Raw genomic sequence first — 24,463 nt, forward strand, 5'->3', positions numbered from 1 at the left:
GATCCCGCACCCCACCCGCCCCCACTCAACACCCGGAGCCCCCATGACCCCCGACACCACCACCATGAACCAGCTGCGCGCCATCGTGGACGCCGCCCGCGAACGCCGCGCCGAAGACGTCACCGTCCTCGACCTGACCGACGTCAGCAGCACCCTCGAATACTTCGTGATCTGCACCGCCACCGCCGGCCTCCAGCTGAACGCCGTGCAGGAGAACATCCGCGAGAAGGCCCAGGCGACCGGCCTGCCCCGCCCCAGCGTGGAGGGCCCCAGCGAACGCTGGCTGCTCCTCGCGTTCGGCGGCAGCGTCGTCGTGCACATCATGACCAAGGACGCCCGCGAGTACTACGACCTCGAGGGCCTCTGGAGCGACGCGCGCGTCCTCGACTTCCCCGAAGTCAAAGCCTGAGCGAACCAGCGCAGCGTCCCAGCCCCAAGTGAGCTGGGACGCTCCCGTTTTGCGTTACTCCTGCGCGGCCTGCGCGATCCCGGCGGGCAGTTCGCGCGCCACGCGCTCCAGGGTGCGGGCAGCGGCGGCGCGGATCATCTTCTCGAACGCCGCGCCGCCCCAGCCCTGCGCGTCCGGCGTGGCGAGGTGCGCGCGGAACTGGAACGCGAAGTGCAGCGCACCCCCGTCCAGGCGGGCCTGACCGGCGACCTCCACCCAGGCGCGCTCGCCGCTGATGGCCTGCGGGGTGAGCGCCCCCCCGTCCGGCGTGGCGGTCAGGGCGCTGTGGAAGGGCAGGTCCACCTCGCCCAGGCCGGGGAGCGGCACGAGCAGTTCGCCGCGCACGCCCTCACCATCGGCACGCAGGTCCCGCAGGAAGCGCACGCGGGCCAGTGCGCGGGCCGGGTCGCGCACGAACGCCAGCGCCGCCGCGTCGTCCCCCGTCCAGGGCAGCGTGAAGTCCTGCGTCGCCTCGACGATCACGCGAGCACCGGACTCAATCGACCCACTCGATCACGACTCGCTTCTCGGCCAGCGCCGCCTGCAACTCGGCGTCCCCGGCGCTGCGCAGCCGGGGCAGGTGCGCGAAGCGGGGCGTGGCGGACGCGAATCCCAGCCGCACCACGACGTCGTCGCTGGCCTCGTCCTTCCCGATGCGCCACACGAGCTGCCCGCCCAGTGCGTCCAGGGCGCGCGCCAGTTCCGGCGAGGCGGCCTCCAGGGCGCTGGAGTCCGGCAGCTCGGCAGGGTCGCCCGGCAGATCGGTCATGCCCGCCATTGTACGCGGCCCGCCGCGCGGCGTAGAACGGGTGGCATGACGAGCATCAGCTGGCGCGCCCTGGAAACCCACGTGGGCCTGAATGACCTGCCCGCCTTTCACCGCGCGTTTCTCACGTGGCGAGGGGTGGAGGGTGCGGACGACATGCCGCTGCGGCGCGTGCAGCAGCGGGTGGAGGCCGAACTGAACCGCCTCGTGCAGGCGGGGCAGGCCACGCGCGACGGCGAGGACTGGCAGCTCCAGCCCGGCGCGCTGGACGGCTTCGACGCTGCCGCGCCCCACCTGGGCTGAGCCGGGCCAAGTGCACCGTGCTCTATCCTGAAGGGATGACGTTCCCCTCCCCCACCCACACTCCCAGGAGCCTGAAATGAGTCTCCGAATTCTGGGCGGTACGGCGAAGGGCCGTAGCCTGCAGGTGCCCGACAGTGCCCGGCCCAGCGGCGCGCGCGTCCGCAAGAGCCTGTTCGACCTGCTGGCCGCCCGCGCGCCCGCCGGGCGATACCCGGAGTTCATCGACCTGCACGGCGGGAGCGGCGCGATCGGGCTGGAGGCCGCGAGTCGCGGGTACCGCGTGACGCTGGTTGAGAAGGACGCGCGGGCCGTGCGGGCGCTAGAAACGAACGCCCGCGCCCTGGACCTGCGGGTGCGGATCGTCAAGGGGGACGCCGGGGCGCTGCTGAAACGCCTGGGGCAGTTCGACGTGGTGTTCAGCGACCCGCCGTACGAGGCGGACATCCCGAAGCTGACTGCGCAGATTCTCGCCAGCGGCGTCCTCGCGCCCGGCGGGCTGCTGGTGTGCCAGCACCCGGACCGGCTGCACCTGCCCGGGCACGCGGGCTTCACGCGCGAGGAACGCGAGTACGGCAGCAACACCCTCACGCTGTACTGGCACCCGGACGCCCCGGAGCCGGACGCGGACGGCGCCGACGAGGACGAAATCGGGTAAGGTGGCGGGGTTATGAACGCCGTTTTCCCGGGCTCGTTCGACCCGATCACCAGCGGGCACATGGACGTACTGACGCGCGCCGCGCGGATCTTCGACCACGTGACCGTGACGGTCATGCACAACGCCCGCAAGCAGGGCCGCCACCTCTTCACGCTGGACGAGCGCCTGGAGATCCTGCGCGAGGCGACGGCGCACTTCCCCAACGTCAGCGTGGACTCCTTCGGCGGGCTGCTGGTGGACTACATGGCCCGCCAGGAGACCGGCAGCGTGATCGTGCGCGGCCTGCGCGCCGTGTCCGACTACGAGTACGAGTTGCAGATCGCGCACCTGAACCGCCAGATCGGCGACGCGGAGACGGTGTTCATCATGGCCGCCACCCGCTGGAGCTTCGTGAGCAGTTCCATGGTGCGCGAGATCGCCAGTTACGGCGGGAACGTCAGCGAGATGGTCCCCCGCGCCAGCGCCAGCGCCCTGCGCCGCAAGCACGCGGACGTGTACGAGGAACGCGAGGCGGAATTGCAGGCCCAGACCGCAGGCAGCTGAAGCCAGAAAACGCGCCGCCCCCGGTTCAGGCTGGGGGCGGCGCGTTCCTGATTGGGGCTCAGTCCTGCTGGGCGGCGGCCTTAAGGGCCCCGGCCTTGTGGGTCTGCTCCCAGGGGAATTCGGGGCGGCCGAAGTGGCCGTACGCGGCGGTCTGCGCGTAGATGGGGCGGCGCAGGTCGAGTTCCGCGATGATCGCCTGGGGGCGCGCGTCGAAGTGCTCGGCCACAATCTGCGCGAGGCGGTCGTCGCTGACGGTGCCGGTGCCGTACGTGTCGACGCGCAGGCTGACGGGCTGGGCGCGGCCGATGGCGTACGCGACCTCGACCAGCGCGCGCCGGGCCAGGCCCGCAGCGACGATGTTCTTGGCGATGAAGCGGGCGTAGTACGCCGCGCTGCGGTCCACCTTGGTGGGGTCCTTGCCGCTGAACGCGCCGCCGCCGTGGGGCACGGCGCCGCCGTAGGTGTCCACGATGATCTTGCGCCCGGTCAGGCCGGTGTCGCCGTGGGGGCCGCCGATGACGAAGCGCCCCGACGGGTTGATGAAGTACTTCGTGTCAGCGGTGAGGTACTCGGCGGGGATCACGGCCCTGATCACGTGCTCGATCATGTCGGCGCGGATCTGTTCCTGGCTCACGTCCTCGCTGTGCTGGGTGCTGATGACGACGGTGTCCACCAGGGTCTCGGTGGCCTCGTGGGGTTCGCCGTCGCGGACGACCGTGACCTGCGCCTTCGCGTCGGGGCGCAGGTAGGGCAGCGTGCCGTCCTTGCGCAGCGCCGCGATGCGCCGCGTGAGCTTGTGCGCGAGGCTGATGGGCAGCGGCATGAGTTCCGGGGTCTCGTCGGTGGCGTAGCCGAACATCAGGCCCTGGTCGCCCGCGCCGACCATGGAGTGCGCGTTCTGCGCAAGTTCACGCTGCTCGCCCGACATGCCGCGCCACTCCTCGCTGTGGTTCACGCCGCCCGCGATCTCGGGGCTCTGCTCGTGCAGGCTGACCAGCACGGCGCTGTATTCGGCGTCGAAGCCGTAGTTCGCGCGGGTGTAGCCGACCTGCTTGACGGCGTCACGGACGGTCTTCTGGACGTCCACGTGGGCGGTCTCGGCGGTGACCTCGCCCGCCACGACGGCCATGCCGGTGGTGAGCAGCGTCTCCACCGCGACGCGACTGCCGGGTTCCTGGCGCAGGAACTCGTCGAGAATGCTGTCCGAGATGAAGTCGGCCAGCTTGTCGGGGTGCCCTTCGGACACCGATTCCGAGGTGTAGTACTTCCGCATGTTCGCTCCTTGCGTGCGGGGGGGCGTCTCACAGAACCACCTGGAGAGGGATGTCGCTGCGGTCCCTGCACGGCTCCCAGCGCCGGGACTGGCGCGCGGTTGCACCCAGCAGCGTACCGCAGGGCACAGGAGGGCGACAGGGGCGAACGCCACCGATGTCCAGCTCTGCCACCCATTGGCTGTGGTCGAGAGAATCTGCGGGTCGGGTCAACTGTGGGCGCGGGCTGACACTCGCCTGACCTGAGCCTCAAGAATGAAGGGACATGAGCCACGTCGTTGTCATCGAGGATGAGGGGACCGTCCGGGACGTCCTGCGCTTTCACCTGGAGCGGGCGGGGCTGCGGGTCACCGCCCTGGAGTCCGTGACCGGCGCGTTCGACGTGCTGCCCGGCGCGGACGCGCTGGTGCTGGACTGGATGCTGCCCGGCGAGAGCGGCCTGAGCTTCCTGCGCCGCCTGCGGGCCGACGCGGAACTGCGCCGCATGCCGGTGCTGATGCTGACCGCCCGCGCCGCCGAGGCCGAGCGGGTCGAGGGTCTGGAGTCCGGCGCGGACGACTACCTGACCAAGCCGTTCAGTGCAGCGGAACTCGTGGCGCGGGTGCGGGCGCTGCTGCGCCGCACGCAGCCGGACGTGCCCGCCGTCCTGAGCAACGGCCCCCTGAGCGTGGACGTGAGTGCCGCCGAGGCGCGGGTGGGGAGCCGCCGCATGAACCTCACGCGGCGCGAGTTCGACCTGCTGGCGTTCATGACGCAGCACGTGGGGCGCGTGTATTCCCGCACGGAACTGCTCGACCGGGTGTGGGGCGCGGACTTCCTGGGGGGCGAGCGGACCGTGGATCAGCACGTCACGCAGTTGCGCGCGCATCTGGGCGACGACCCGGGTAAACCCGGTTTCCTGGAAACGGTGCGCGGCAAGGGCTACCGCATGCGCCCCTGGACGGACGGCGCGTGACGGCCCCGGACGCCACCGGCCGCGCGGTGGGCACGCCCGATCACTGGATCGACGCGCTGCCGCAGGCGGTCCTGCTGACGGACGCTGGGCTGGTCACGCGCGTGAACGCGGCCGCCGCGCGGCTGTGGGGCGTGCCGCAGGAGCGCGCCGCGGGCCGCCCGGTGCTGGAGGTCGTGCGCCGCCACACCCTGGAGACCCTGCTCGAACGCGGCGGGGAGCTGGAACTGGAGGTCACGGGCCGCACGCTGCGCTGCACCGCCACCCGCGACGGCACGCTGGGCGCGTTGATCGTGGAGGACGTCACCGAGCACCGCCGCCGCGAGGCGGAACTGCGCGAGGCGACCGCAGTGCTCTCGCACGAGTTCCGCACGCCGGTCGCGGCGCTGCGCGGCGTGCTGGAGGCGCTGGAGTACGACATGCCCCGCGACCTCGCGCAGAACTTCGTGCGGCAGGGCCTCCAGGAGACCGAGCGCCTCGCGCGGCTGGCCGAGGACCTCGCCGTGGGCTTCCGGCCCACCCGCGCCCGCACCCTGCCGCTGGCCGAGGCCTTCGCCCGCGCCGAGCGCCTCCTCTCGGGCGACCTGAACGCCCGCCGCGCCAGCGTCACGTTCGGGCAGGATCACCTCGTGCGGGCCGATCCGGACAAGCTGCTGCAGGTACTGCTGAACCTCATCGAGAACGCCCTGAAGTACGGCCCGCCTGCCGGGCAGGTCGAGGTGCAGACCCATGAACGCGGCACCTGGATCGAGGTGAGCGTCCTCGACCGGGGTACGCCCATTCCCGACACCGAGAGCCTGTTCAAGGCGCACACGCGGGGCCGCGCCGCGACCGGGCAGGGCAGCGGCATGGGCCTGTACATCGTCCGCAGCATCGTGCACGGCTGGGGCGGGCAGGCCTGGGCCGAGCGGCGCGGCGACGCGAACGCCTTCTGCTTCACCCTGCCCGGCGTGGGCGGCATCGGCTGACGGTGGTCCGGGGGCGTGAAGGTGCCGTACCTGAAAGCCCCCCGGACCCGAGCGGAGCGAGAAACCGACCAGAACAGGCGCGTGAAGTGGAGGTGATGGGCGTGCCGTCCGCCCGTCACCGCAGCGCAGAGCGCCTGCCCCCGCCAGCTGACCATTTCCTGACACTCCCCCGCCGTGCGGGGTGCTACGTTCAACACAGGAGTCCCCATGCGTGAAGCCCTCGAAAACGACCTGCGTGCCGTCCTGAACGGCGCACTGAACATGCTCGGCACCGTCGAGCGCATGCTCCCCGTCGCCGGGGACGTCCTGCTGCGCGAGAACGTCGAACGCCTCGCGGAGGTCAAGGCCCTCGACCGCGAGGTGGACGCCCAGGAAGCGCAGATCGAGGCCGAGTGCCTGCGGATCATCGCGCTGCACCAGCCGGTCGCGCGGGACCTGCGGATGGTCGCCCTGATCCTCAAGAGCCTCAGCGACATCGAGCGCATGGGCGACTACGTCGTGCACGTCGCGGAGGACGGCGCGGAGCTCGCGCAGGCCCCGGCCCTGAAACGCTACGTGAACCTCGCGCGGATGCTCGACCGGCTGGGCGAGATGAGCCAGAACCTCCGCACTGCCATCGCCGACCGCGACGTGGCGCGCGCCGAGGCGACCGTGCAGATGGACGACGAGGTGGACGACCTGTACGAGCAGATCCAGCGTGAACTCGTGACGTACATGCTCGAGGACCCCCGCAACATCAGCAAGGCGCTGATGCTCATGCGGGTGGGCCGCAGCCTGGAACGCGTCGGGGATCACATGGAGAACATTTCCGAACGCGTCCGCTACTGGGTGACCGGCCAGCGCGAAGGCTGACGCCGCACCCACGCACGCCGCCCCTTCCGGAACCGGGGGGCGGTGTTTTATGCCTATCCTGTACCCGTGAGAACGGCTGATGAGCGTCCGTGCGTGCTGGTGATCGTGGGGGGGAGCATGGCGGCGGTGAAGGCCCCGTCGGTGCTGCGCCGGTTGCGCGAGCGTGGGGCGGAGGTGCGGGTGATCGCGACCCGAGCGGCGCTGGCGTTCATCACGGAGCTGAGCCTGAGCACGGCGGCGGACGGGCCGGTGGGCACGGACGCGCACTGGTTCGAGGCGCGGCCGGACGCACTGCACCTGACGCTCGCGCGGGTGGACGCGGCGGTGGTGGTGGGCGCGTCGGCGGAGTTGCTGGCCGGGGCGGCGCACGGGCACGCGGGGGATCTGGCGCTGGCGACGCTCCTGAGCGTGCGCGGCCCCGTGCTGTGGGTGCCCGCGATGAACGAGCTGATGTGGACGCACCCGGCGGTGCAGGCGAACGCGGCTACGCTGCGCGGCTGGGGGCATGGGTTCCTGGGGCCGGAGGTGGGGGCGTTCGGCACACGCGGCGAGGGGCGCGGCGTGGGCCGCATGAGCGAACCGGATGACATCGCGGACGCGACGCTGGCCCTGTTGAAGGGGGACGCCTCCCCTGCCCCGGTGCGGGATCTGGCGGGCGTGCGTGTGGTCGTGTCGGCCGGGCCGACGCGGGAGTACCTGGACCCGGTGCGGTTCATCAGCAACCCGTCGAGCGGCAAGATGGGCTTCGCGGTCGCGGAGGCCGCGCGGGACCGGGGCGCGGACGTGACGCTGGTGACCGGCCCGGTGACGCTGCCGGACCCGGCGGGCGTGCGCGTGGTGCGGATCGAGTCGGCGCTGGAGTTGCGGGACGCCGTGGTGGACGCCGCGCGGGAGGCGGGCATCGTGGTGATGACGGCGGCGGTCGCGGACTACCGCGCGGCCACCCAGAGCGGCGAGAAGCAGGCAAAGGTGGCGGGCGACGTGACGATTCACCTGACGCCGAACCCGGACATCCTGGCGGAACTGGGCCGCGAGAAGGGGGACCGCGTGCTCGTGGGCTTCGCGATGGAGACGCACGCGGGCGTGGAACGCGCGGCGGGCAAGGCGCAACGGAAGAACGCGGATTTTATCCTCCTGAACTACCCGACGCGGGAGGGCACGGCGTTCGGCGGGGACGACAATCAGGTGACGCTGGTGCGCGCGGACGGCTCGCATGAGGACTGGCCGCGCGTGAGCAAGCGCGAGGTGGCCGAGCGGCTGCTGACCGAGGCGGCGCGGCTGCTGCCCCGTCAGGGCTGAGCGGGGTTCTGCCCGGCGGGACGCCCATCATTGAATTATGCAGTGCATATGCATATGCTGTGTGGAATGGCGGGTACGCTCAGCAAGGAACAACGTCAGAAACGCATTCAGGACATCATCGCCCGCGACAGTGTCAGCACCCAGGGAGAACTCGTCAAGCGCCTCCAGGCCGAGGGCATCCGGGTCACGCAGGCCACCGTCAGCCGCGACATCAACGAGTTGCGGCTGGTGCGCCTCCCGGTCGGGAAGGGCCGCCACCGCTACGCCCTGGCGCAGACCGCCGGGCACGTGGGCGCGCAGGAGGAACTCGCGCGGCTCTTCCAGAACTTCGTGCACGACATCGACCGGGGCGAGAACATGCTCGTGATCCGCACGACCGACGGACACGCGACCGGCGTGGCGCTCGTGCTCGACCGGGTGCGGCGGGACGACATCATCGGGACGCTGGCCGGCGAGGACACGATCTTCGTGGTGGCGCGCACCACGGCAGATGCGGAGAACATCATGGAGGAGTTCCACGCCATGATGCTGGGGTAAACATTGCGGTGAGTCGCAGACGAGGGGCGACCGGACCTGCAAGGCTGCGCAGCAGAGGGAGTGGCAATGAGGAACGGTATTCAGGAGATGGACGGTCATCCGGTGTGGTTCCGGGTGACCGGGAATCGGATGAAGCCGTGACGGGGATGGACACGTCGGCCCTGCTGGACGCCGCCGAGGCGTTCGCGGGGCCCTTCTACGCCGAAGCGGGCCGGGCATACCACACCGGGGCGCATGTGCGGGCGCTGCTGGACGCCCTGGCGGTGCGTGGGGTGCTGACGCCCGCGCTGGCGCTGGCCGCGTGGGGCCACGACCTGATCTACGATCCGCGCGCGGCGGACAACGAGGCGCGCAGCGCGGCCGTGTTCGGGGCGTGGCTGGCCGCGCAGGGAGCGCCCGCCGACCTTCAGGCGGAGGTGCGGGCGCTGATCCTCGCCACCCGGCACACCGTTCCCGTGACCACGCGGGCGGAGGCGCTGTTCGTGGACGCCGACCTGAGTGTCCTGGGGGCCGATGCCGCCACGTTCGACGCGTACGACCGGGCCATCCGGGTGGAGTACGCGCACGTGCCCGAGGACGTCTACCGCGCCGGGCGGGCGGCGGTGCTGCGGGGCTTCCTGAACCGCGAGCGGCTGTACCTCACGCCGGAGTTCGCGGGGCTGGAGCCTCAGGCGCGGGTCAATCTGGCCCGGGCGCTGGCTCGGCTGCGCTGATCTCGGGGCTCAGTCCCAGTTCGCTCAGGACCTCGCCGGTGTGCTGCCCGAGCGTGGGCGGCGCGCGGCGCACCGGCAGGGCCTGCCCACCGAAGCGCCAGGGGGGGCTGGTGACGGTCGTCTCGCCCAGGGTGGGGTGCGCGACGGGCACGGCGACCCCACGCGCCTGCACGTGCGGGTCGCGGAAGACGTCGGACAGGTCGTTCACGGGGCCGCAGGGGACGCCCGCGACCTCCAGGCGGATCATGAGGTCGGCGCGGGTGTGGCGGGCCAGCGCGGGCAGCAGGAGCGTGTCGAGGTCGGCGCGGTGAGTGACGCGGCCCTCGTTCGTGGCGAAGCGGGCATCCGCGCCCAGCTCCGGGTCGTCCAGCGCCGCGCAGAAGCGCCGCCACAGCGCGTCGTTCCCCACGGCGATGTTCACGAACCCGTCCGCGCAGGGAAAGGTGCCGTACGGGACGATGGAGCGGTGGTCGTTTCCGGTGGGGACCGGCACCTCCCCGGTGGCAAGGTAGCGGCCCACCTGCGAGGAGCCCAGCGCGATCACGCTTTCCAGCAGGTTCACCTCCACCCGCGCGCCGTGTCCGGTGCGTTCGCGGGCGTACAGCGCCGCCAGGATCGCCTGGGTGATCAGGGCGCCGCTGTACACGTCCGCGACCGCCACTCCGACCCGCAGGGGCTCGCCGCCTGCCTCGCCGTTGTAGCTCATGAGGCCGCCCATGCCCTGTGCGATCACGTCGTACCCGGCGCGGTCGCGGTACGGGCCGCTCAGCCCGAAACCGGTGATGCTGGCGTAGATCAGACGGGGGTGCGCGGCGTGCAGGTCGTCCCAGCCCAGCCCCAGGCGCTCCAGCGTGCCGGGCCGGAAGTTCTCGACGAGCACGTCGCTGCCCGCGATCAGGCGGCGGGCGGCCTCCAGCCCCTCCCCGGTCTTGAGGTCCAGGGTGACGCTGCGCTTGTTGCGGTTCACGCTCAGGAAGTAGCTGCTCTCACGCGCGCCGTCCGGCCCCGTCTGGAAGGGCGGCCCCCAGGCGCGGGTGTCGTCCCCGCCGGGCGGCTCGACCTTGATCACGTCCGCGCCGAGGTCGCCGAGGAGCATGGTGCACAGCGGGCCGGTCAGGACGCGGGTGAAGTCCGCGACGCGCACGCCACTCAGGGGCAGGTCTGGGGTCATGTGCCCGGATGCTAGCGCGGGCGTAGACTCCGGAGGTTCCAAGCTCGCCCCTCTCCCCCTTCTTCTGGAGGTTCCACCTGTGACCACGCCACAGTCCCCGGCCCGCACGCACCTGGGCCGTCCGCGCAAGATCATCGACGGCCTGGAGAAACTCGTGGGCCGCGCGCCCTACGTCGCCGACCAGTGGCTGCCGGGGCTGCTGCACGCCCGGCCCGTGCTGTCCCCGTACCCGCACGCGCGCATCCGGGGCATCGACCGGACGGCGGCGCTGGCCGTGCCGGGCGTGCACTCGGTGCTGCTGGGCACGGACCTGAACGTGAAGCCCATGCACTCGCGCCCCAGCCTGCTGCTCGCGGAGGACCTGGTGGTGTTCGCGGGCCAGCCGGTCGCGCTGATCCTGGCGGACACCGAGGCGCAGGCGGCGGACGCGGCGGCCCTGCTGGACGTGGACTACGATGTGCTGGACGCCGTGGAGGACGCCGAGGCGGCCCTGGCCGGCGGGACGCTGGTGTGGCCGCAGGGCGTCCCGAAGGCCGACGGCGGCATGGCCGGGCTGCACGGCGGCGAGGCGGGCGCGCAGGCGGCGCGCGAGCCGAGCAACGTGGACGAGGACCGCACCTTCGGGTGCGGGGACGTGGACGCGGCCCTGGCGGGGGCGGCCTTCACGGCGGGCGGGACGTTCCGGGTGGCGGGCGTGCATCAGGGGTACCTGGAGCCGCACGCGGTGGCGGCGCAGCCCGGCGCGCGGCCCGGCGAGGTCACGGTGTACACGAGCACCCAGGGACAGTACGTGGTGCGCTCGGAGGTCGCGGGCGCGCTGGGCCTGCGCGAGCGGGACGTGCACGTGGTGCCGCTGACGGTGGGTGGGGGCTTCGGCGCGAAGTACGGGATCATGGACGCGCTGGTGGCGGCGGCGGCGCTGCACGCGCGGCAGCCGGTGCGGCTGGTCCTGACCCGCAGCGAGGACATGCTGACGACCATGCCCGCCCCGGCCATCGACGTGACGCTGCGGCTGGGCGCCGACGCGGACGGCACCCTGACCGCCGTGGACGCGGACGTGAGGATCGAGAACGGCGCCTTCCGCTTCGGGCACGGGGGGATCATCGCCACGATGCTCGGCGGCCTGTACCGCTGCGAGAACGTGCGGGTCCGCACGCGCGAGCTGCTGCTGAACCGCGCGCCGGTCGGGGCGTACCGCGCGCCGGGCGTGCCGCAGGCGCTGTTCGCGCTGGAGTCCGCCGTGGACGACCTGACCCGCCAGCTGGGCGCCGACCCGCTGGACTGGCGGCTGCGCCACGCGGTGCAGGCAGGCGACCCGATGGGCACCGGGCGGCCCTGGCCGGACATCGGCCTGCGCGACTGCCTGGAGGCCGCCCGCGCCCACCCGCTGTGGCAGGGGCGGCGCGACCTGCCCGAGCACGAGGGGGTGGGGCTGGCGGTGGGCGGCTGGCCGGGCGCGTTCTCCCCGGCGGGCGCGGTGTGCCGCGTGGACACCGACGGCACGGTGCGCCTGCACGTGGGCAGCGTGGACATCAGCGGCGTGCACTCCAGCATGGTGCTGATCGCCGCCGAGACGCTGGGCGTGGACCCGGATCAGGTGGAGATCGTGCAGGGCACCACGGACAGCGGGCCGTACGCGCCGAACTCCGGGGGGTCGCAGGTGACGATCAGCCTGTCGGGCGCGGTGCTGGACGCCAGCACGCAGGTGCGTGACCAGCTGCTGGAACTGGCCGCGCGGCATTTTGAGGCGCACCGCGACGATCTGGAACTCGCGGGTGGGCAGGCGCTCGTGCGGGGCATCCCGGACCGCGCCATTCCGATCGGGAAGCTGGCGGCGCAGGCGCAGCGCGCGCCGGGCGGACCGGGCCCGGTGGTCGCCGAGGGCCGCGCGGCGCTGAAGGCGGGCGCGCCGGGGTTCATCGCGCATCTCGTGCACGTGCGGGTGGATCCGGACACCGGGGCGGTCACCCTGCGGCGCTCGGTGGCTGCGCAGGACGTGGGCTTCGCGCTGAACCCGCTGCTCGTCGAGGGGCAGATCCAGGGGGGCAGCGCGCAGGCGCTGGGGCTGGGGCTGCTGGAGGGCCTGGACTACGCGGGCGGCACGCTGGCGAACCCGAACTTCCTGGAGTACGCGTTCCCGACGAGTACGGACGTGCCGCCGCTGGAGGCCCTACTGGTCCAGCGGCCCAGCGAGCACGGGCCGTTCGGCGCGCGGATCGTGGGGGAGCCGCCGATCACGGCGGGCGCGGCGGCCCTGGCGAACGCGGTGCGCGAGGCGGCGGGCGTGCGCGTGACCGAGCTGCCCGTCACCCCCGAGGCGGTCTGGCGGCTGCGGCAGGCGCAGGCCGGGGACTGATACGGACTCCGGTGGAATGGCCTGCAAAGCCGTTCCATCCGGGCGGCGCGAGCAGGAGCAGAACGGGGTCCGGGCGGGCGGCTCACCCTAAAACTGGACACTTGAATAAATCAGTTTAAGTTTTAAAGCTAAGATGGGGTCATGACGACCCCCGCCTCCTCCCCCACCCGGTCCGGTCAGGCCCCCCCGGACCGGGTCACCCAGACCACGCTGCTGCTCCTCTCGGCGCTCACCATCATGTCCGGGGCCACCATCGCCCCGGCGCTGCCCGCCATGCAGGCGCACTTCGCCGACACCCCGAACGCCGCGCTGCTCGTGAAACTCGCCCTGACCATCCTGGGCATCGTGATTGCCATCACCGCGCCGCTGTTCGGGGTGCTGGCCGACCGCTACGGCCGCCGCCCGGTCCTGCTGGCCTCGCTGGCGCTGTACGTGGTGGGAGGCGGCAGCGGCCTGATCGCGCAGAGCCTCGGCGCCGTGTTGCTGGGCCGCGTGGTGCTGGGGCTGGCCGTGGCGGGCACCATGACGGCCGCCGGGGCGCTCGTGAACGACCTGTTCAGCGGCGCCGCGCGGGGCCGCTTCCTGAGCCAGCAGGCGGCCTTCAACAGCTTCGGCGGCGCGGTGCTCCTGCCGTTGGGCGGCGTCCTCGCCGCCGTGGGCTGGCGCGCACCCTTCGCGCTGTACCTCGCGGCCGCGCTGCTGCTGCCGCTGCTGCTGCGCCTCCCGCACGGCATTCCCGGGGACGCCCACGACCCGGCCGCGCCCGCGCAGGCGCCGCGCTGGGGTGCGATCACGCTGGTGTACGCCCTGGCACTGGGCTACATGATCGTGTTCTACCTGATGCCCGCCCAGGGGCCCTTCCTGCTGCGCGCCCTGCACGCCAACCCCGGCCTGACCGGGCTGATGCTGGGCAGTTCCACCCTGATGGCCGCCGTGACGTCCCTGGTGTTCTCCCGCTTCGCCGGGCGCTTCGATCCGCGCCGACTGGCGGGTCTGGGCATGCTCGTCGTGGCGGTGGGGTGGCTGCTGGTATTCCGCGCGCCGGGCCTGGGGGTCGTGGAGGCGGGTCTGCTCGTGGCGGGGCTGGGCGGCGGGCTGATCTTCCCGAACCTGTACGCCTGGCTGGCCGACCTGACGCCCCCCGCATGGCGGGGCCGCGTGACGGCGGGCATGAGCAGCGCGATCTTCCTGGGGCAGTTCCTCAGCCCGCTGGTGCTGGCCGCGCCTGCCGGGCACGAGGCGCAGGGCTTCGCGGCGGGCGCGGCGCTGGCCGCCGGGATGGGCGCGCTGCTGCTGATCCTCAGCGTCTGGGCCCGCCGCGTGCCTGACGCGCCCAGCGGAGCGGTCCCTCAGCGGGGTTGACCCGAATCCATGAAAAACCGCCCTCCGGCTGGGGGGCGGTTTCTGTGATACCTGGGTTCAGTCGGCGGCGCTGCCGTGGCTCTGCGCGTTCTGAGCGTCGCGGGCGGCCTCGGCTTTCGCCTCGATCTTCGCCTTGATCTTCTTCTGGGTGAATCCGGCTTCGCGTTCGCGCTGGTCGAGCACGCTGCGGATGAAGCGGATGTCGTCCTGAATGCCGGGAATCACGACCTGCTCGAGCGCGTTCACGCGGCGGCTGGTCTTCTTGATTTCCTCGCCGATGCGGCGCAGTTTCGTCTCGGTCGCGGCGACCTTGACGATCGCCTCGAGCACGCCGCCGAAGTCGGTGGCGGCCTGGATGGTGCGTGCGCCGACGTTGATCGGGCTGAAGTTCGCCTGCGCGGCGCGTTCGGGCACGCTGATGCGCGGCACCTTCACGCCGTACAGGTTGTCGATCTGCATGTCGATCTGGTAGTCACCGCTGCCAGCCAGCGAGAGGCTCTCGACCGCTTCGGGGCTGTCCCAGGCTTTCGCGCTGAAGAGGCTGGTGTAGGCGCCCTTGCTGACGCCGCTGAGCTGCTCGCGGGCGGCGAGGGCGTCCTTGACGAGCGCGAAGAATTCGCCGATGAGGGCGTCACGCTTGCGCTTGAGGAGGTCCGCGCCGCCGGAGGCGGTCTTCAGGCTGGCCTTGCTGGCCAGCAGGGCGCTGCGGGTGGGGCTGATCTGTTCTGCCATGTGTGTTCACCTCCTGACGTTCTGGCGTTCATGGTCGGGGGTCGAAGGGTGCGCCGACTAGCGGCGGGGTCACCCTTCGACCCCTCAGGGGCTTACTTCGTGGAGCGGCTGCCCTTCCACATCTCGTCCATCTTCGTACCGTAGTACTTGTCGATGGAGTCCTTGCCGATACGGGTCAGCTGGCTCTGGGGCAGCTTGCTCAGGATGCCCCACGCGACGGTCAGGCTGTCGTCGATGCTGCGGTCCTGGTCGCCCTGGCCGATGAAGTATTCCTCGAAGTCGTTGGCGAACTTCAGGTACAGCTTGTCGGTTTCGGTCAGCGCGTCTTCACCGGTGATGGCCACCAGTTTGCGCAGGTCCAGGCCGTTGGCGTACGCGGCGAACAGCTGGTCGGAGATGTTCTTGTGGTCGGCGCGGGTCTTGCCCTTGCCGATGCCGTTGCCCTGCAGGCGGGACAGCGAAGGCAGGGGGTTGATCGGGGGGAACACGCCCTTGGAGTTCAGGGTGCGGTCGACCACGATCTGACCTTCGGTGATGTAGCCGGTCAGGTCGGGGATGGGGTGGGTGATGTCGTCGTCGGGCATCGACAGGATCGGCACCTGGGTGACCGAGCCGGGCTTGCCGTCCACGACGCCCGCGCGCTCGTACAGGCTCGCGAGGTCGGTGTACATGTAGCCGGGGAAGCCGCGGCGACCGGGGATCTCCTCGCGCGCGCCGCCGATTTCACGGAGGGCCTCGCAGTAGTTCGTCAGGTCGGTCAGGATCACCAGCACGTGGTAACCGTGCTCGAAGGCCAGGTACTCGGCGGTGGTCAGGGCCATGCGGGGGGTGAGCAGACGCTCGACCGCGGGGTCGTCGGCCTTGTTCAGGAACAGGACGCTGCGGGCCAGGGCGCCGGTGCGTTCGAATTCCTGCGTGAAGAAGCTGACTTCGCGCTGGGTCAGGCCCATCGCGGCGAACACCACGGCGAAGTCACCCTCGTGGCCGGGCACCTTGGCCTGGCGGGCGATCTGCGCGGCGAGTTCGTTGTGCGGGAGGCCCGAGCCGCTGAAGATCGGCAGCTTCTGGCCGCGGATCAGGCTGGTCTGCACGTCGATGGTGCTGATGCCGGTCTGGATGAACTCCTCGGGCTTGGCGCGCGCGGCGGGGTTCATGGGCTGGCCGTTGATCGAGAGGCGCTTCTCGGCGACCACGGCGGGCAGCCCGTCGATGGGGCGGCCCAGGCCGTCGAAGCGGCGGCCGATCATTTCCTTGCTGACGCCCAGGCGGGCCACGTCTTCGACGAGGCTGACGCTGGCGGTCGCGAGGTCCAGACCACGGGTTTCTTCGAACACCTGAATGATGGCGTTCTGGTCGGTCACGGAGATGACCTGACCGCCGCGGAGCTTACCGCTCGCGTCCTTGATGTTCACGATGGCGCCGTACGCGAGGTCGCTGGCGGCATTCACGAACAGCAGAGGGCCGGAGATGTACGCGACGTCGTTGTATTCCTTCTGGAGGAGGGTCACGCTTTCACCGCCTTGAAGCTGCTGTCGAGCTCGCCGAGGACGCTGTCGGTGTACGCGGCGAAGTCACCTTCGGGCGTGTAGCGGGCGCGGGCGAGACGCTCGATGATGGGGCTCTGGATGATTTCGTCGATGGTGCTGCCGCTCTTGAGGGCCGCGTCGGCCTGGTCGTAGAACTTCAGGAACATGCGCATCAGGCCGTAGTTCTTGGGCATGCTGGCGCTGGCGTCGACGGGGTCGAAACCGTTCTGCTGCAGGAAGTCCTGGCGGAGCATGCGGCCGGTCTCGATGATCAGGCGCTCGTTGTCCTGCAGGGCGTCGGGGCCGACGAGCTGCACGACTTCCTGCAGCGCGGCCTCTTCCTGGAGAATCGTGCCGATGCGCTGGCGCAGTTCCGGGAAGTCCTCGCCGACGTTGGCGCGGTACCAGGAGTCCAGGATCGGGGTGAACAGGCTGTAGGAGCCGTTCCAGTTGATCGCGGGGAAGTGGCGGCGGCGGGCGAGGCCGGCGTCCAGACGCCAGAAGGCGCCGGTGATGCGCAGGGTGGCCTGCGTGACGGGCTCGGACATGTCGCCGCCGGCGGGGCTGACGGCGCCGATCACGGACACCGCGCCGTCTTCACCGGCGAGGGTCTTGACGGCCCCGGCGCGCTCGTAGAACGCGGCCAGCTTGGCGCCCAGGTAGGGCGGGTAGCCTTCTTCGGCGGGCATCTCTTCCAGGCGGGAGGAGATCTCGCGAAGGGCCTCGGCCCAGCGGCTGGTGCTGTCGGCCATCAGGGACACGCTGTAGCCCTGGTCGCGGAAGTACTCGGCCAGCGTGATGCCGGTGTAGACGCTCGCTTCGCGGGCGGCCACGGGCATGTTGGACGTGTTGGCGATCAGGATCGTGCGGTGCATGAGGGGCCCGCCGGTCTTGGGGTCTTCCAGTTCGGGGAATTCCACGAGCACGTCGGTCATCTCGTTGCCGCGTTCACCGCAGCCCACGTACACGACGATGTCGGCGTTGCCGTACTTCGCGACGGACTGCTGGGTCACGGTCTTGCCGGAGCCGAAGGGGCCGGGGATGGCGGCGGCGCCACCCATGACCAGGGGGAACAGGACGTCCAGGATGCGCATGCCCGTGAGGAACGGCAGGCTGGGGTCGAGTTTCTTGGTCACGGGACGCGGGGCGCGCACGGGCCAGTAGTGGGCCATGCGCAGCTCGGTGCCGTCTTCCAGGCGGGCGATGGTCTGGTCGATGTTGTACTGACCGGCCGGGGCGATCCACGCGATCTTGCCGCCCTTGTCGGGGGGCGTCAGGACCTTGTGCGTGAAGCTGAACTCGGGCACGGTGCCCAGGATGGCGCTGCCGCTGACGGTGTCGCCGACCTGCACGCTGGGCGTGAAGTCCCACAGCTGGGTGCGGTCCAGGGAGGAGACCTCGATGCCGCGCGCGATGAAGTCGCCGCTGGCCTCGCGGATCTTGCCCAGGGGGCGCTGGATGCCGTCGTAGATGCCGTTGAGCATGCCGGGGCCCAGTTCGACGCTCAGGGGGAGGCCCGTGGTCTCGACGGGTTCACCGACGGTCAGGCCGCTGGTGTCCTCGTACACCTGGACGAAGGCGGTGTTGCCGTCCAGTCGGATGATCTCGCCCACGAGGCGTTCCTGGCCCACGCGGACGATGTCGTACATTTTCGCGCCGTACATCCCGTCCGCGATGACGGCGGGTCCGGCGATGCTCTTCACGACGCCGCTCTTGTTCTGCGTCATTACGTTCTCCTTGGGAGGGGCAGAAGGCTGAAAGCCGATGGCTGAAGGCCGCGAGCGAGGACGCTCAGGTGTCTTCTCTGTTGTTGCCATCTGCCATATGCCATCTGCCTTCACCCTCCGTTTTACAGTTTGATATCGAAGCCGATGGTGTCGCGCACCAGTTTGCCCATGTAGGCCTTCGCGTCGACGGTGTCCGGGTTGAACGCGTCGCGCAGGCTGGGGATGGGCAGCAGGATCGGCAGGTCCCGGCCGCGCATGACGCGGGCGGTGGCGCTGGCTGGGTCCGGGATCAGGCCGGTGTCGACGGCGACGAGGCCGTACTGACCTTCGGTGATCAGGCGTTCCAGGGTGGCGAGGGCCGTGTCGGGGGTGGCCTCGATCACGGCGGCTCCGGCGAGGCGGTAGCCGGTGGCGGTCTCGGCGTCACTCAGCACCGCGACGCGTTGCGTGTTGGGCCGGGTCATGCCTGCACCTCGCGGCGGATCTGGTCGGTGGGCAGGTCGTAGAACTTGCCGCGCCCGATCAGGCGGAGTTTGGCGATCTCGATTTCCTTGCGGCGCAGGAAGTCCAGGATCACGCCGACACCTTCCGGGTCACCAGCCGCGACGTTGCGGGTGGCGGTGTCCAGGGCGGTGCGGGCGGCGACCTCGGCGTCTTCCAGGGTGGGGGCGTCGAGGATCGCGCTGACGTCACTCAGGCCGCTGGCGTCGCCGCCGCTCAGGCGGGCGTAGCCGGCCGCGTCGAGTTTCCCGCCGGCGACGAACAGGCTGGGGTCCAGGGGCTGTCCGGCGCCTGCGCGGGCGATCAGGGCGTTGGTGATATCGATCTCACGGCTGAGGTAGCGGCGCAGGCTGGTGTTGCGCGCCACGCTCAGGGCGTGCCGGTAGTAGCCCTGGTCGAGCGCGACTTCCAGGTCCAGCATGCGGTTGCTGCTGGCGTAGGCCTGCGTGGCGGCGCGCATCGCGGCGGCCAGCGGGTGGCCGCTCAGGGCGATGGCGGCGGCCGCGCCGGGCAGGTCGGTGCTCTGCGCGGCGGCCTGCAGCGCGGCCGGTTTCAGGGTCCCGCCGGGGATCAGGTTCGCCAGGATCGCGTCGGCGCCGCGGCCAGTGATGATGCCGCGGGCGACGGTTTTGAGGTTCACGAGATCCCATTTCATGAGCAGGGCCTGGATTTCGCGTTTGGCGTCGCCGTCGGCGAAGCCCAGGACCTTGCGGGCAGTGTCGAACAGGTTGCGGCTGAGCGCCTGGTCCAGTTCGGCGAGGCCCGCCTGCTCGGTGGTGGTGTCGCGCAGGTTCGCGGCGAGTTCGGTTTCGGTCAGGACTCGCAGGAACTCCTGGTAGCTGCCCGCCGCGAGCGCCGAGTCAAGCGAGCGTCCGTCGAGCAGTTTGGTCCGCATGATGCGGACGCGCGTGTTGATGTAAGCGTAGTCGTCGGGCATGTGAATCCTTACTCGGCCAGCAGTCGGCTGATCTGCGGGGCGAGGTCGCCGCGCACGCGGTTCAGGCGACCCACGAGCGTGTTCTGAATGCTGGCCTTGCCGCCCTTGCCGACCAGGCGCACGCCGGTCTTGACCTGCTCGTTAGGGCGCACGTCCAGGTGCCGGCCCAGCTGGCCCAGCGCCTGACGGACGGCGTCGTGCTCGGCCAGGGCCGCCTCGACCACCTCGGCGTCAGGCAGCACCTGCAGGGCTTCTTGCAGCAGCTTGGCGACGATCACGGGGTACTCGGGCGAGGTGGTCACGGAGTGCAGGTACTGCTCGGAGACCGTGAACGCCTGCGCCTGGAGGCTGTCGGCGGCGGCGAGACGCTGCGCGCTGCTGTCGAGGTCAGCGGCGCTGCGGGCGCGCACCAGTTCGGCCTGGCGGGCACCGTCCAGCTGGCGGGTGCGCGAGTCGATCAGGGCCTGGGCCTGTTCGTGGGCCTGGGCGACGATCTGCTCGGCGCGGCCCTGGGCCTCGGCGCGGATGCGCTCGATTTCCTGCTGGGCTTCGTTCTCGAGGAGCTTGTCGAGCGCCATATCAGTTCAGGATGAACAGCGCGAGGAAGCCGAAGATCACGAGGGTTTCGGGCAGCAGGAAGTACAGCAGCAGGCTGCCGGCCTTGCTGGGGTCCTCGGCGACGGCGCCGACCAGGCTGGAGCCGATGCGGGCCTGGGCGATACCGGTGCCGATGGCGCCGAGGCCGAGCGCGAGGCCGGCGCCGACGGCGCGCAGGCCCTGGTACAGGCCGTCGTTGTTGGCGGCGCCGGCTTCCTGGGCGAGACCGGTGCTGACGAGGGCGAAGGCGAGGGAGGCGAGGACGATCTTGTTGTACTTGGTCATGGTGAACACTCCTGGGTTATTTAACCTGCCCCTGGGCGGGGCTGAGGCGGCGAAGGGGGTTGTAGCGGGGGCTGGAGTCGGCGTTGAATCCGGTGGGGTTGAGGAACTCCACCATGTGAAGACGCAGCGGCTGCAGCACGTGGCCGATCAGGGTCAGGGCCAGCACCAGGAAGTGCAGGACCACGCCCAGCAGGATGCCGATGATGATGCCGATGAACCCGATGTTCTCGTACAGGCTCCAGCCTAGGTCGGTGCAGAGCTTGGCGAGAATGGCGGACACCAGACCCACGGCGAAGATACGGGCGTAGCTGACGACCGCGCCGCCCTGCGAGAGCAGTTCGATGGGCAGCAGCGGGTAGTGCTTGATGACGCGCAGCCAGCCGACCACGAAGGCGATGAAGCCGACGTACATCAGCAGGACGCGGGGGTCGCTGAAGTTCGTGAAGGCGCTGAAGTCCTTGCCCGCCTTGGTGGCGAAGGCCATCAGGATCAGGCCGGCGACGCCGCCGAACAGCGCGATACCTTCCCAGGTGTGCACGGGGTCTTTGTGCTTCATGCCCTGCTGCACGCGGATGGCCCAGCCCCACAGCACCTGCAGGATGCCGAAGCACAGCGCGAAGACGAGGGCGACGTTGCTGAAGTACCCGGTTTCCAGTCGCGGGAAGAGGATCGGGATCGCGCCGTAGTGCTTGACGCCTTCCTCGATCGGGTAGCGGACGCCGGTCCAGCTCCAGAGGCTGTTCAGCAGTTCCGGGTTGATGTAGAAGACGTGCAGGTGCTCCAGGAAGGTCCCGAAGAACTCGCCGGTCAGGAAGCCCCACAGGATGGTCCAGGCGGCCATGACGTTCGTCACGAAGCCCAGGTCCTTCAGGGTGATGGGCGGCACGTACGCGCCGAAGAAGCTGAGGTCCCAGCCCTCGTTGCGTTTGGCCTTGCCGAGCAGCCACATGCCGAACCACAGGAACAGCAGACCGTAGCCGATGTCGGCCATGATGATCCCGAAGAACAGCGGGAAGAACAGCGCCACGACCCAGGTGGGGTCGAAGGTGCCGTACTTGGGCGGCGTCATGAGGCCCATCACGGTCTGGAAGGGCTTGACGTAGCTGTTGTTCTTCAGTTCGACCGGCACGAGGTCGTCGTGGTGATCGTCGACGGGGTGCAGGTCGTAGCTGACGGCGCTGCCGAAGCGGTCTAGGGCGCCCTTGAGGGCCGCGAGGCGGTCCTCGGGGACGTACCCCTGCAGCGCGAGGCTGTACTTGCCGCGCGCGGAGACGGCCCGGACGTCGTGGATGGCCACGCGGTCTTTCAGGGCGTCGCGGATGGCGTACAGCGCGGGCGCGTGGGCCTGCGCCAGACGGTCGCGTTCGGCGTTCAGCTCGCCCAGGCGGGCGGTGCCGGTGCGGGAGACGCGGTCCATCTCGGCGGCGGCCTCGCCCAGCGGCAGGCCGTCGAAACGGCCGGGCAGGCGCAGTTCGCCCAGGCGGACCTTGCCCAGCGCGGCGCGCGCGAGGTCGCGTTCGCTGCGGCGGGTGGCGATCAGCCCGACGCGGTTGGCACCGACGGTTTCGGTGGCCAGGACGTAGCGGTCGGCCAGATCGGCCTTCAGCGCGGCGTCCAGTTCGCCGAGGTTGTCGGTGGCCTGCAGCACGAAGGGCAGCAGCGAGACGCGCGGGCTGCGGTCCAGGGTGCCGGCCATGCGGCCCAGGGCGCGCACGGCGTCACCGTAGGCGCTCTCGGCGTCCAGGTCGGCCTGGAGGTCCTGACGCTGACGGGCCAGGGCAGCGGTGGGCTGCGCGGCCTGCTCAATCAGGTCGGCCCAGCTGCCCGCGGCGGGAAGGGAGGCGGGCGCGGGCCGGTAACTGCCCAGTTCCGCGAGGGTGCTCTCCGCGCGGGCGAGCAGGCGCTCGTCCTCGCGGCGGCTCTGGGCGTCGGCCCCGGCGAGGCTGCCGGTGCTCAGCGGGCCGCCCGTGATGGGCTTGAGGTGCAGCACCCCGGCGTCCTGCAGCGCCGCAATGACCGCTTCACTGTCGCGTTTGCGCGTGGCGATCACGACCTGCTGCATGGGGTTGATCACGGAAGCACCGCCCTCATGATGGTGTCCACGGCCTCGCCCAGTTTGGCTTCCGCGCGCGCGCGGATGGCCTGTGCCTGGGACTGTGCACTGGCGCTGGATTCCTCGCGCACCTGCTGCACGTCGCGGGCCAGCTGCTGATCCTGCTCGGCCTGCATGGCCTTCACGCGGGCTTCCGCGTCGCGGAGGATGCTCGCGGCCTGCGCCTGGGCAGCGTCCACGGTCTCCTGCGCCTGCGCGCGGGCCGTTTCGATCTGCGCGTCCAGCGCTGCCTCGCGGCTGGCCAGTTCACTTAAGACTCGACTTGAGACGTCCAAAACTCACTCCTCCTTTCCCGTCGTGACTCAAGCACCCCGGTCAAGCGCCCCAGAAACGTCATGGGGTGTGGCGGGGGTGCGGTGAGTTTTTCGGTGGCCCGACCCTGGTAATGGTGATGTCAGACTCACCTTGCATCCTAACACACCATCTTTATGCTTCAGGCAGGGCATGCGTCCCTGCGCTTGACAACGCAAACCCCCCGGCGTAAGGGGGCCGGGGGGCCGGTCCGCCCCCCGGATGGGGGGCAGCGCGGGTCAGTCGTGACCGACAAACACCGGGGCCGCCAGCGGACTCTGGGCCTCCTGATACCCCTCTTCCTGGTGTTCGCTGAGGTCCACGCCGCGCACCTCCTGCTGCTGGGTCAGGCGCAGCGGAGTCAGCAGGGCCGTGAGTTTCAGCAGGGCCAGCGTGCCCACGCCCGCCAGCGCGGCGGCGGCCAGCACGCCGATCAGCTGCGTGCCCAGCTGCGCGGCGTGTCCGGCGAGCAGGCCCTTCCCGGCCGGATTGATGGCGGGACTGGCCAGGACGCCGGTCAGGAGCGTGCCGACCACCCCGGCGGTGCCGTGGCAGGCGAAGACGTCCAGCGCGTCGTCGGGCAGCAGGCGGTGCTTGTTGGCGACCAGGAACCACGAGACGGTGCTGGCGACCGCGCCGATCAGCAGCGCGCCGCCCGGCGTCACGAAGCCGCAGGCCGGCGTGATGGCGACCAGCCCCACGACCGCGCCGGTCGCGGCACCGATGGCGGTCGGGCGCCCGCCGCGCACCTGATCCCACACCAGCCAGGTGAGCAGCGCGGCGGCGGCGGCGGTGTTCGTGTTCAGCAGGGCGTACGCGGCGGTCTGCCCGGCGGCCAGGGCGCTGCCGGCGTTGAAGCCCATCCAGCCGAACCACAGCAGGCCGGTGCCCAGCAGCACCAGAGGCACGTTGTGCGGGACGCTCACCAGCCGGGGGAAGCCCAGGCGCGGCCCGAGCACCAGCGCAGCCACCAGCCCGCTGACGCCGGACGCGACCTCGACCACGGTGCCGCCCGCGAAGTCCAGCAGGCCCAGCTTGAACAGCCAGCCGTCCGGGCTCCAGACCCAGTGGGCCAGCGGAGCGTAGATACACAGCACCCACAGCGTCCCGAACAGCGCGAACGCCGGGAAACGCATGCGTTCCACGACGCTGCCGCTGACGACCGCCAGGGTGATGACCGCGAAGAGGATCTGGAAGACCGCGAACAGCGGCGTGGGAATGGTGCCGGTCAGGTCACCGGCCATGTTGCCCAGGCCCACCTGCGAGAGCCCGCCGATCAGGGCGTTCCCGCCGGGCCCGAAGGCCAGGGTGTAGCCCACGGCGACCCAGGCGACGCTGGCGATCCCCATGGCGGCGAAGCTCATCATCATGGTGTTCAGGACGCTGCCGGCGCGGACCAGCCCGCCGTAGAAGATGGCGAGGCCGGGGGTCATCAGCAGGACCAGTGCCGAGCACAGCAGGATGAAGGCGGTGTCTGCCCCGTTCATGCCCTGTGCCTGCGCGGCGGCCCCGCTTCCCAGCAGGGTCAGCAGCAGGGGCGCCGCGCGGCGGACCAGGA

26 protein-coding genes are annotated in these 24,463 nt (G+C 70.8%); 12 read left to right on the plus strand and 14 right to left on the minus strand.

The genetic code is table 11. The features are described 5' to 3' along the window. Positions 1-43: 43 nt before the first annotated feature. Positions 44-409: a ribosome silencing factor gene (gene rsfS / locus AUC44_RS15370; protein WP_062159495.1), complete on the plus strand. Its 366-nt coding sequence runs from the start codon at positions 44-46 to the stop codon at positions 407-409. Between the two features lie 54 nt (positions 410-463). On the opposite strand, the gene AUC44_RS15375 is transcribed toward rsfS, so the two are convergent. After that, complete coding sequence (locus AUC44_RS15375; RefSeq protein WP_062159496.1) at positions 464-931, minus strand: DUF3809 domain-containing protein; 468 nt, start codon at positions 929-931, stop codon at positions 464-466. Between the two features lie 13 nt (positions 932-944). Next, positions 945-1,217, minus strand: coding sequence for a DUF3248 domain-containing protein (locus AUC44_RS15380; protein WP_046843642.1), 273 nt, complete (start codon positions 1,215-1,217; stop codon positions 945-947). A 45-nt stretch (positions 1,218-1,262) separates the two neighbouring features. On the opposite strand from AUC44_RS15380, the gene AUC44_RS15385 reads away from it, so the two are divergent. From AUC44_RS15385 to coaD, 3 genes are all read left to right on the plus strand, one after another. Then, positions 1,263-1,517, plus strand: a complete 255-nt coding sequence (locus tag AUC44_RS15385) for a hypothetical protein (protein WP_062159497.1) — start codon at positions 1,263-1,265, stop codon at positions 1,515-1,517. 76 nt (positions 1,518-1,593) lie between these two features. Next, positions 1,594-2,172: an RsmD family RNA methyltransferase gene (locus AUC44_RS15390; RefSeq protein ID WP_062159498.1), complete on the plus strand. Its 579-nt coding sequence runs from the start codon at positions 1,594-1,596 to the stop codon at positions 2,170-2,172. A gap of 12 nt (positions 2,173-2,184) precedes the next feature. Beyond that, the gene (gene coaD / locus AUC44_RS15395) at positions 2,185-2,715 is read left to right on the plus strand and encodes a pantetheine-phosphate adenylyltransferase (RefSeq protein ID WP_062159499.1); all 531 of its coding nucleotides are present in this window, start codon (positions 2,185-2,187) and stop codon (positions 2,713-2,715) included. Positions 2,716-2,773: 58 nt separating this feature from the next. Here the strand turns inward: coaD and metK are convergent, their stop codons facing one another. Beyond that, positions 2,774-3,988 carry a methionine adenosyltransferase gene (metK, locus tag AUC44_RS15400; protein WP_062159500.1) on the minus strand — a complete coding sequence of 405 codons (1,215 nt, stop codon included), beginning with the start codon at positions 3,986-3,988 and terminating at the stop codon, positions 2,774-2,776. A 263-nt stretch (positions 3,989-4,251) separates the two neighbouring features. Between metK and AUC44_RS15405 the strand changes: the two genes are divergently transcribed. The 6 genes from AUC44_RS15405 to AUC44_RS15430 all read left to right on the plus strand — a co-directional run bounded on the left by AUC44_RS15405 (position 4,252) and on the right by AUC44_RS15430 (position 9,307). Beyond that, positions 4,252-4,941 (plus strand): winged helix-turn-helix domain-containing protein, encoded by a 690-nt coding sequence (locus tag AUC44_RS15405; RefSeq protein ID WP_046843647.1) that lies wholly within the window; start codon positions 4,252-4,254, stop codon positions 4,939-4,941. Continuing rightward, complete coding sequence (locus tag AUC44_RS15410) at positions 4,938-5,906, plus strand: sensor histidine kinase (RefSeq protein WP_231724477.1); 969 nt, start codon at positions 4,938-4,940, stop codon at positions 5,904-5,906. Before AUC44_RS15405 ends, AUC44_RS15410 begins: the two co-directional genes overlap by 4 nt. Positions 5,907-6,113: 207 nt before the next feature. Beyond that, entirely contained in the window at positions 6,114-6,758 is a 645-nt protein-coding gene (gene phoU, locus AUC44_RS15415; RefSeq protein WP_046843648.1) for a phosphate signaling complex protein PhoU, read from the plus strand. Between the two features lie 117 nt (positions 6,759-6,875). Continuing rightward, a complete protein-coding gene (gene coaBC, locus AUC44_RS15420) occupies positions 6,876-8,057 on the plus strand; it encodes a bifunctional phosphopantothenoylcysteine decarboxylase/phosphopantothenate--cysteine ligase CoaBC (protein ID WP_062159899.1) in 1,182 nt (393 codons plus the stop codon). Between the two features lie 66 nt (positions 8,058-8,123). Next, positions 8,124-8,594, plus strand: coding sequence for an arginine repressor (argR, locus tag AUC44_RS15425; protein ID WP_062159501.1), 471 nt, complete (start codon positions 8,124-8,126; stop codon positions 8,592-8,594). Positions 8,595-8,740: 146 nt separating this feature from the next. Next, positions 8,741-9,307: an HD domain-containing protein gene (locus AUC44_RS15430; protein WP_062159900.1), complete on the plus strand. Its 567-nt coding sequence runs from the start codon at positions 8,741-8,743 to the stop codon at positions 9,305-9,307. Here the strand turns inward: AUC44_RS15430 and AUC44_RS15435 are convergent. Then, a complete protein-coding gene (locus AUC44_RS15435) occupies positions 9,273-10,478 on the minus strand; it encodes a CaiB/BaiF CoA transferase family protein (RefSeq protein WP_062159502.1) in 1,206 nt (401 codons plus the stop codon). The two genes, AUC44_RS15430 and AUC44_RS15435, sit on opposite strands and share 35 nt — an antisense overlap. Before the next feature lie 79 nt (positions 10,479-10,557). Here AUC44_RS15435 and AUC44_RS15440 point away from each other — a divergent pair, with 79 nt between their 5' ends. Then, positions 10,558-12,834: a xanthine dehydrogenase family protein molybdopterin-binding subunit gene (locus AUC44_RS15440; RefSeq protein ID WP_062159503.1), complete on the plus strand. Its 2,277-nt coding sequence runs from the start codon at positions 10,558-10,560 to the stop codon at positions 12,832-12,834. A gap of 141 nt (positions 12,835-12,975) precedes the next feature. Beyond that, positions 12,976-14,196, plus strand: a complete 1,221-nt coding sequence (locus tag AUC44_RS15445) for an MFS transporter (RefSeq protein WP_062159504.1) — start codon at positions 12,976-12,978, stop codon at positions 14,194-14,196. A gap of 57 nt (positions 14,197-14,253) precedes the next feature. Here AUC44_RS15445 and AUC44_RS15450 read toward each other — a convergent pair whose 3' ends face one another. The 10 genes from AUC44_RS15450 to AUC44_RS15495 all read right to left on the minus strand — a co-directional run bounded on the left by AUC44_RS15450 (position 14,254) and on the right by AUC44_RS15495 (position 24,461). After that, positions 14,254-14,928, minus strand: a complete 675-nt coding sequence (locus AUC44_RS15450; protein ID WP_046843652.1) for a V-type ATP synthase subunit D — start codon at positions 14,926-14,928, stop codon at positions 14,254-14,256. Positions 14,929-15,020: 92 nt separating this feature from the next. Continuing rightward, positions 15,021-16,436 (minus strand): V-type ATP synthase subunit B, encoded by a 1,416-nt coding sequence (locus AUC44_RS15455; RefSeq protein ID WP_062159505.1) that lies wholly within the window; start codon positions 16,434-16,436, stop codon positions 15,021-15,023. Continuing rightward, positions 16,433-18,181, minus strand: coding sequence for a V-type ATP synthase subunit A (locus AUC44_RS15460; RefSeq protein WP_062159506.1), 1,749 nt, complete (start codon positions 18,179-18,181; stop codon positions 16,433-16,435). The genes AUC44_RS15455 and AUC44_RS15460 overlap by 4 nt, the downstream gene beginning before the upstream one ends. 122 nt (positions 18,182-18,303) lie before the next feature. Next, positions 18,304-18,645: a V-type ATP synthase subunit F gene (locus AUC44_RS15465; RefSeq protein ID WP_062159507.1), complete on the minus strand. Its 342-nt coding sequence runs from the start codon at positions 18,643-18,645 to the stop codon at positions 18,304-18,306. Then, on the minus strand, positions 18,642-19,619 hold the full coding sequence (locus tag AUC44_RS15470; RefSeq protein ID WP_062159508.1) for a V0D/AC39 family V-type ATPase subunit: 978 nt from the start codon (positions 19,617-19,619) through the stop codon (positions 18,642-18,644). Before AUC44_RS15470 ends, AUC44_RS15465 begins: the two co-directional genes overlap by 4 nt. 8 nt (positions 19,620-19,627) lie before the next feature. Then, positions 19,628-20,197 (minus strand): V-type ATP synthase subunit E, encoded by a 570-nt coding sequence (locus AUC44_RS15475; protein ID WP_062159509.1) that lies wholly within the window; start codon positions 20,195-20,197, stop codon positions 19,628-19,630. A gap of 1 nt (position 20,198) precedes the next feature. Next, positions 20,199-20,501, minus strand: a complete 303-nt coding sequence (locus AUC44_RS15480) for an ATP synthase subunit K (RefSeq protein WP_062159901.1) — start codon at positions 20,499-20,501, stop codon at positions 20,199-20,201. A gap of 16 nt (positions 20,502-20,517) precedes the next feature. After that, complete coding sequence (locus AUC44_RS15485; RefSeq protein ID WP_062159510.1) at positions 20,518-22,575, minus strand: V-type ATP synthase subunit I; 2,058 nt, start codon at positions 22,573-22,575, stop codon at positions 20,518-20,520. Then, positions 22,572-22,889 (minus strand): V-type ATPase subunit subunit G family protein, encoded by a 318-nt coding sequence (locus AUC44_RS15490; RefSeq protein ID WP_062159511.1) that lies wholly within the window; start codon positions 22,887-22,889, stop codon positions 22,572-22,574. The genes AUC44_RS15485 and AUC44_RS15490 overlap by 4 nt, the downstream gene beginning before the upstream one ends. Positions 22,890-23,144: 255 nt before the next feature. Beyond that, the gene (locus AUC44_RS15495; RefSeq protein ID WP_231724596.1) at positions 23,145-24,461 is read right to left on the minus strand and encodes an ammonium transporter; all 1,317 of its coding nucleotides are present in this window, start codon (positions 24,459-24,461) and stop codon (positions 23,145-23,147) included. Positions 24,462-24,463 lie beyond the last annotated feature (2 nt).

Origin of the sequence: Deinococcus actinosclerus (assembly GCF_001507665.1) — a bacterium.
GTDB lineage: Bacteria > Deinococcota > Deinococci > Deinococcales > Deinococcaceae > Deinococcus > Deinococcus actinosclerus.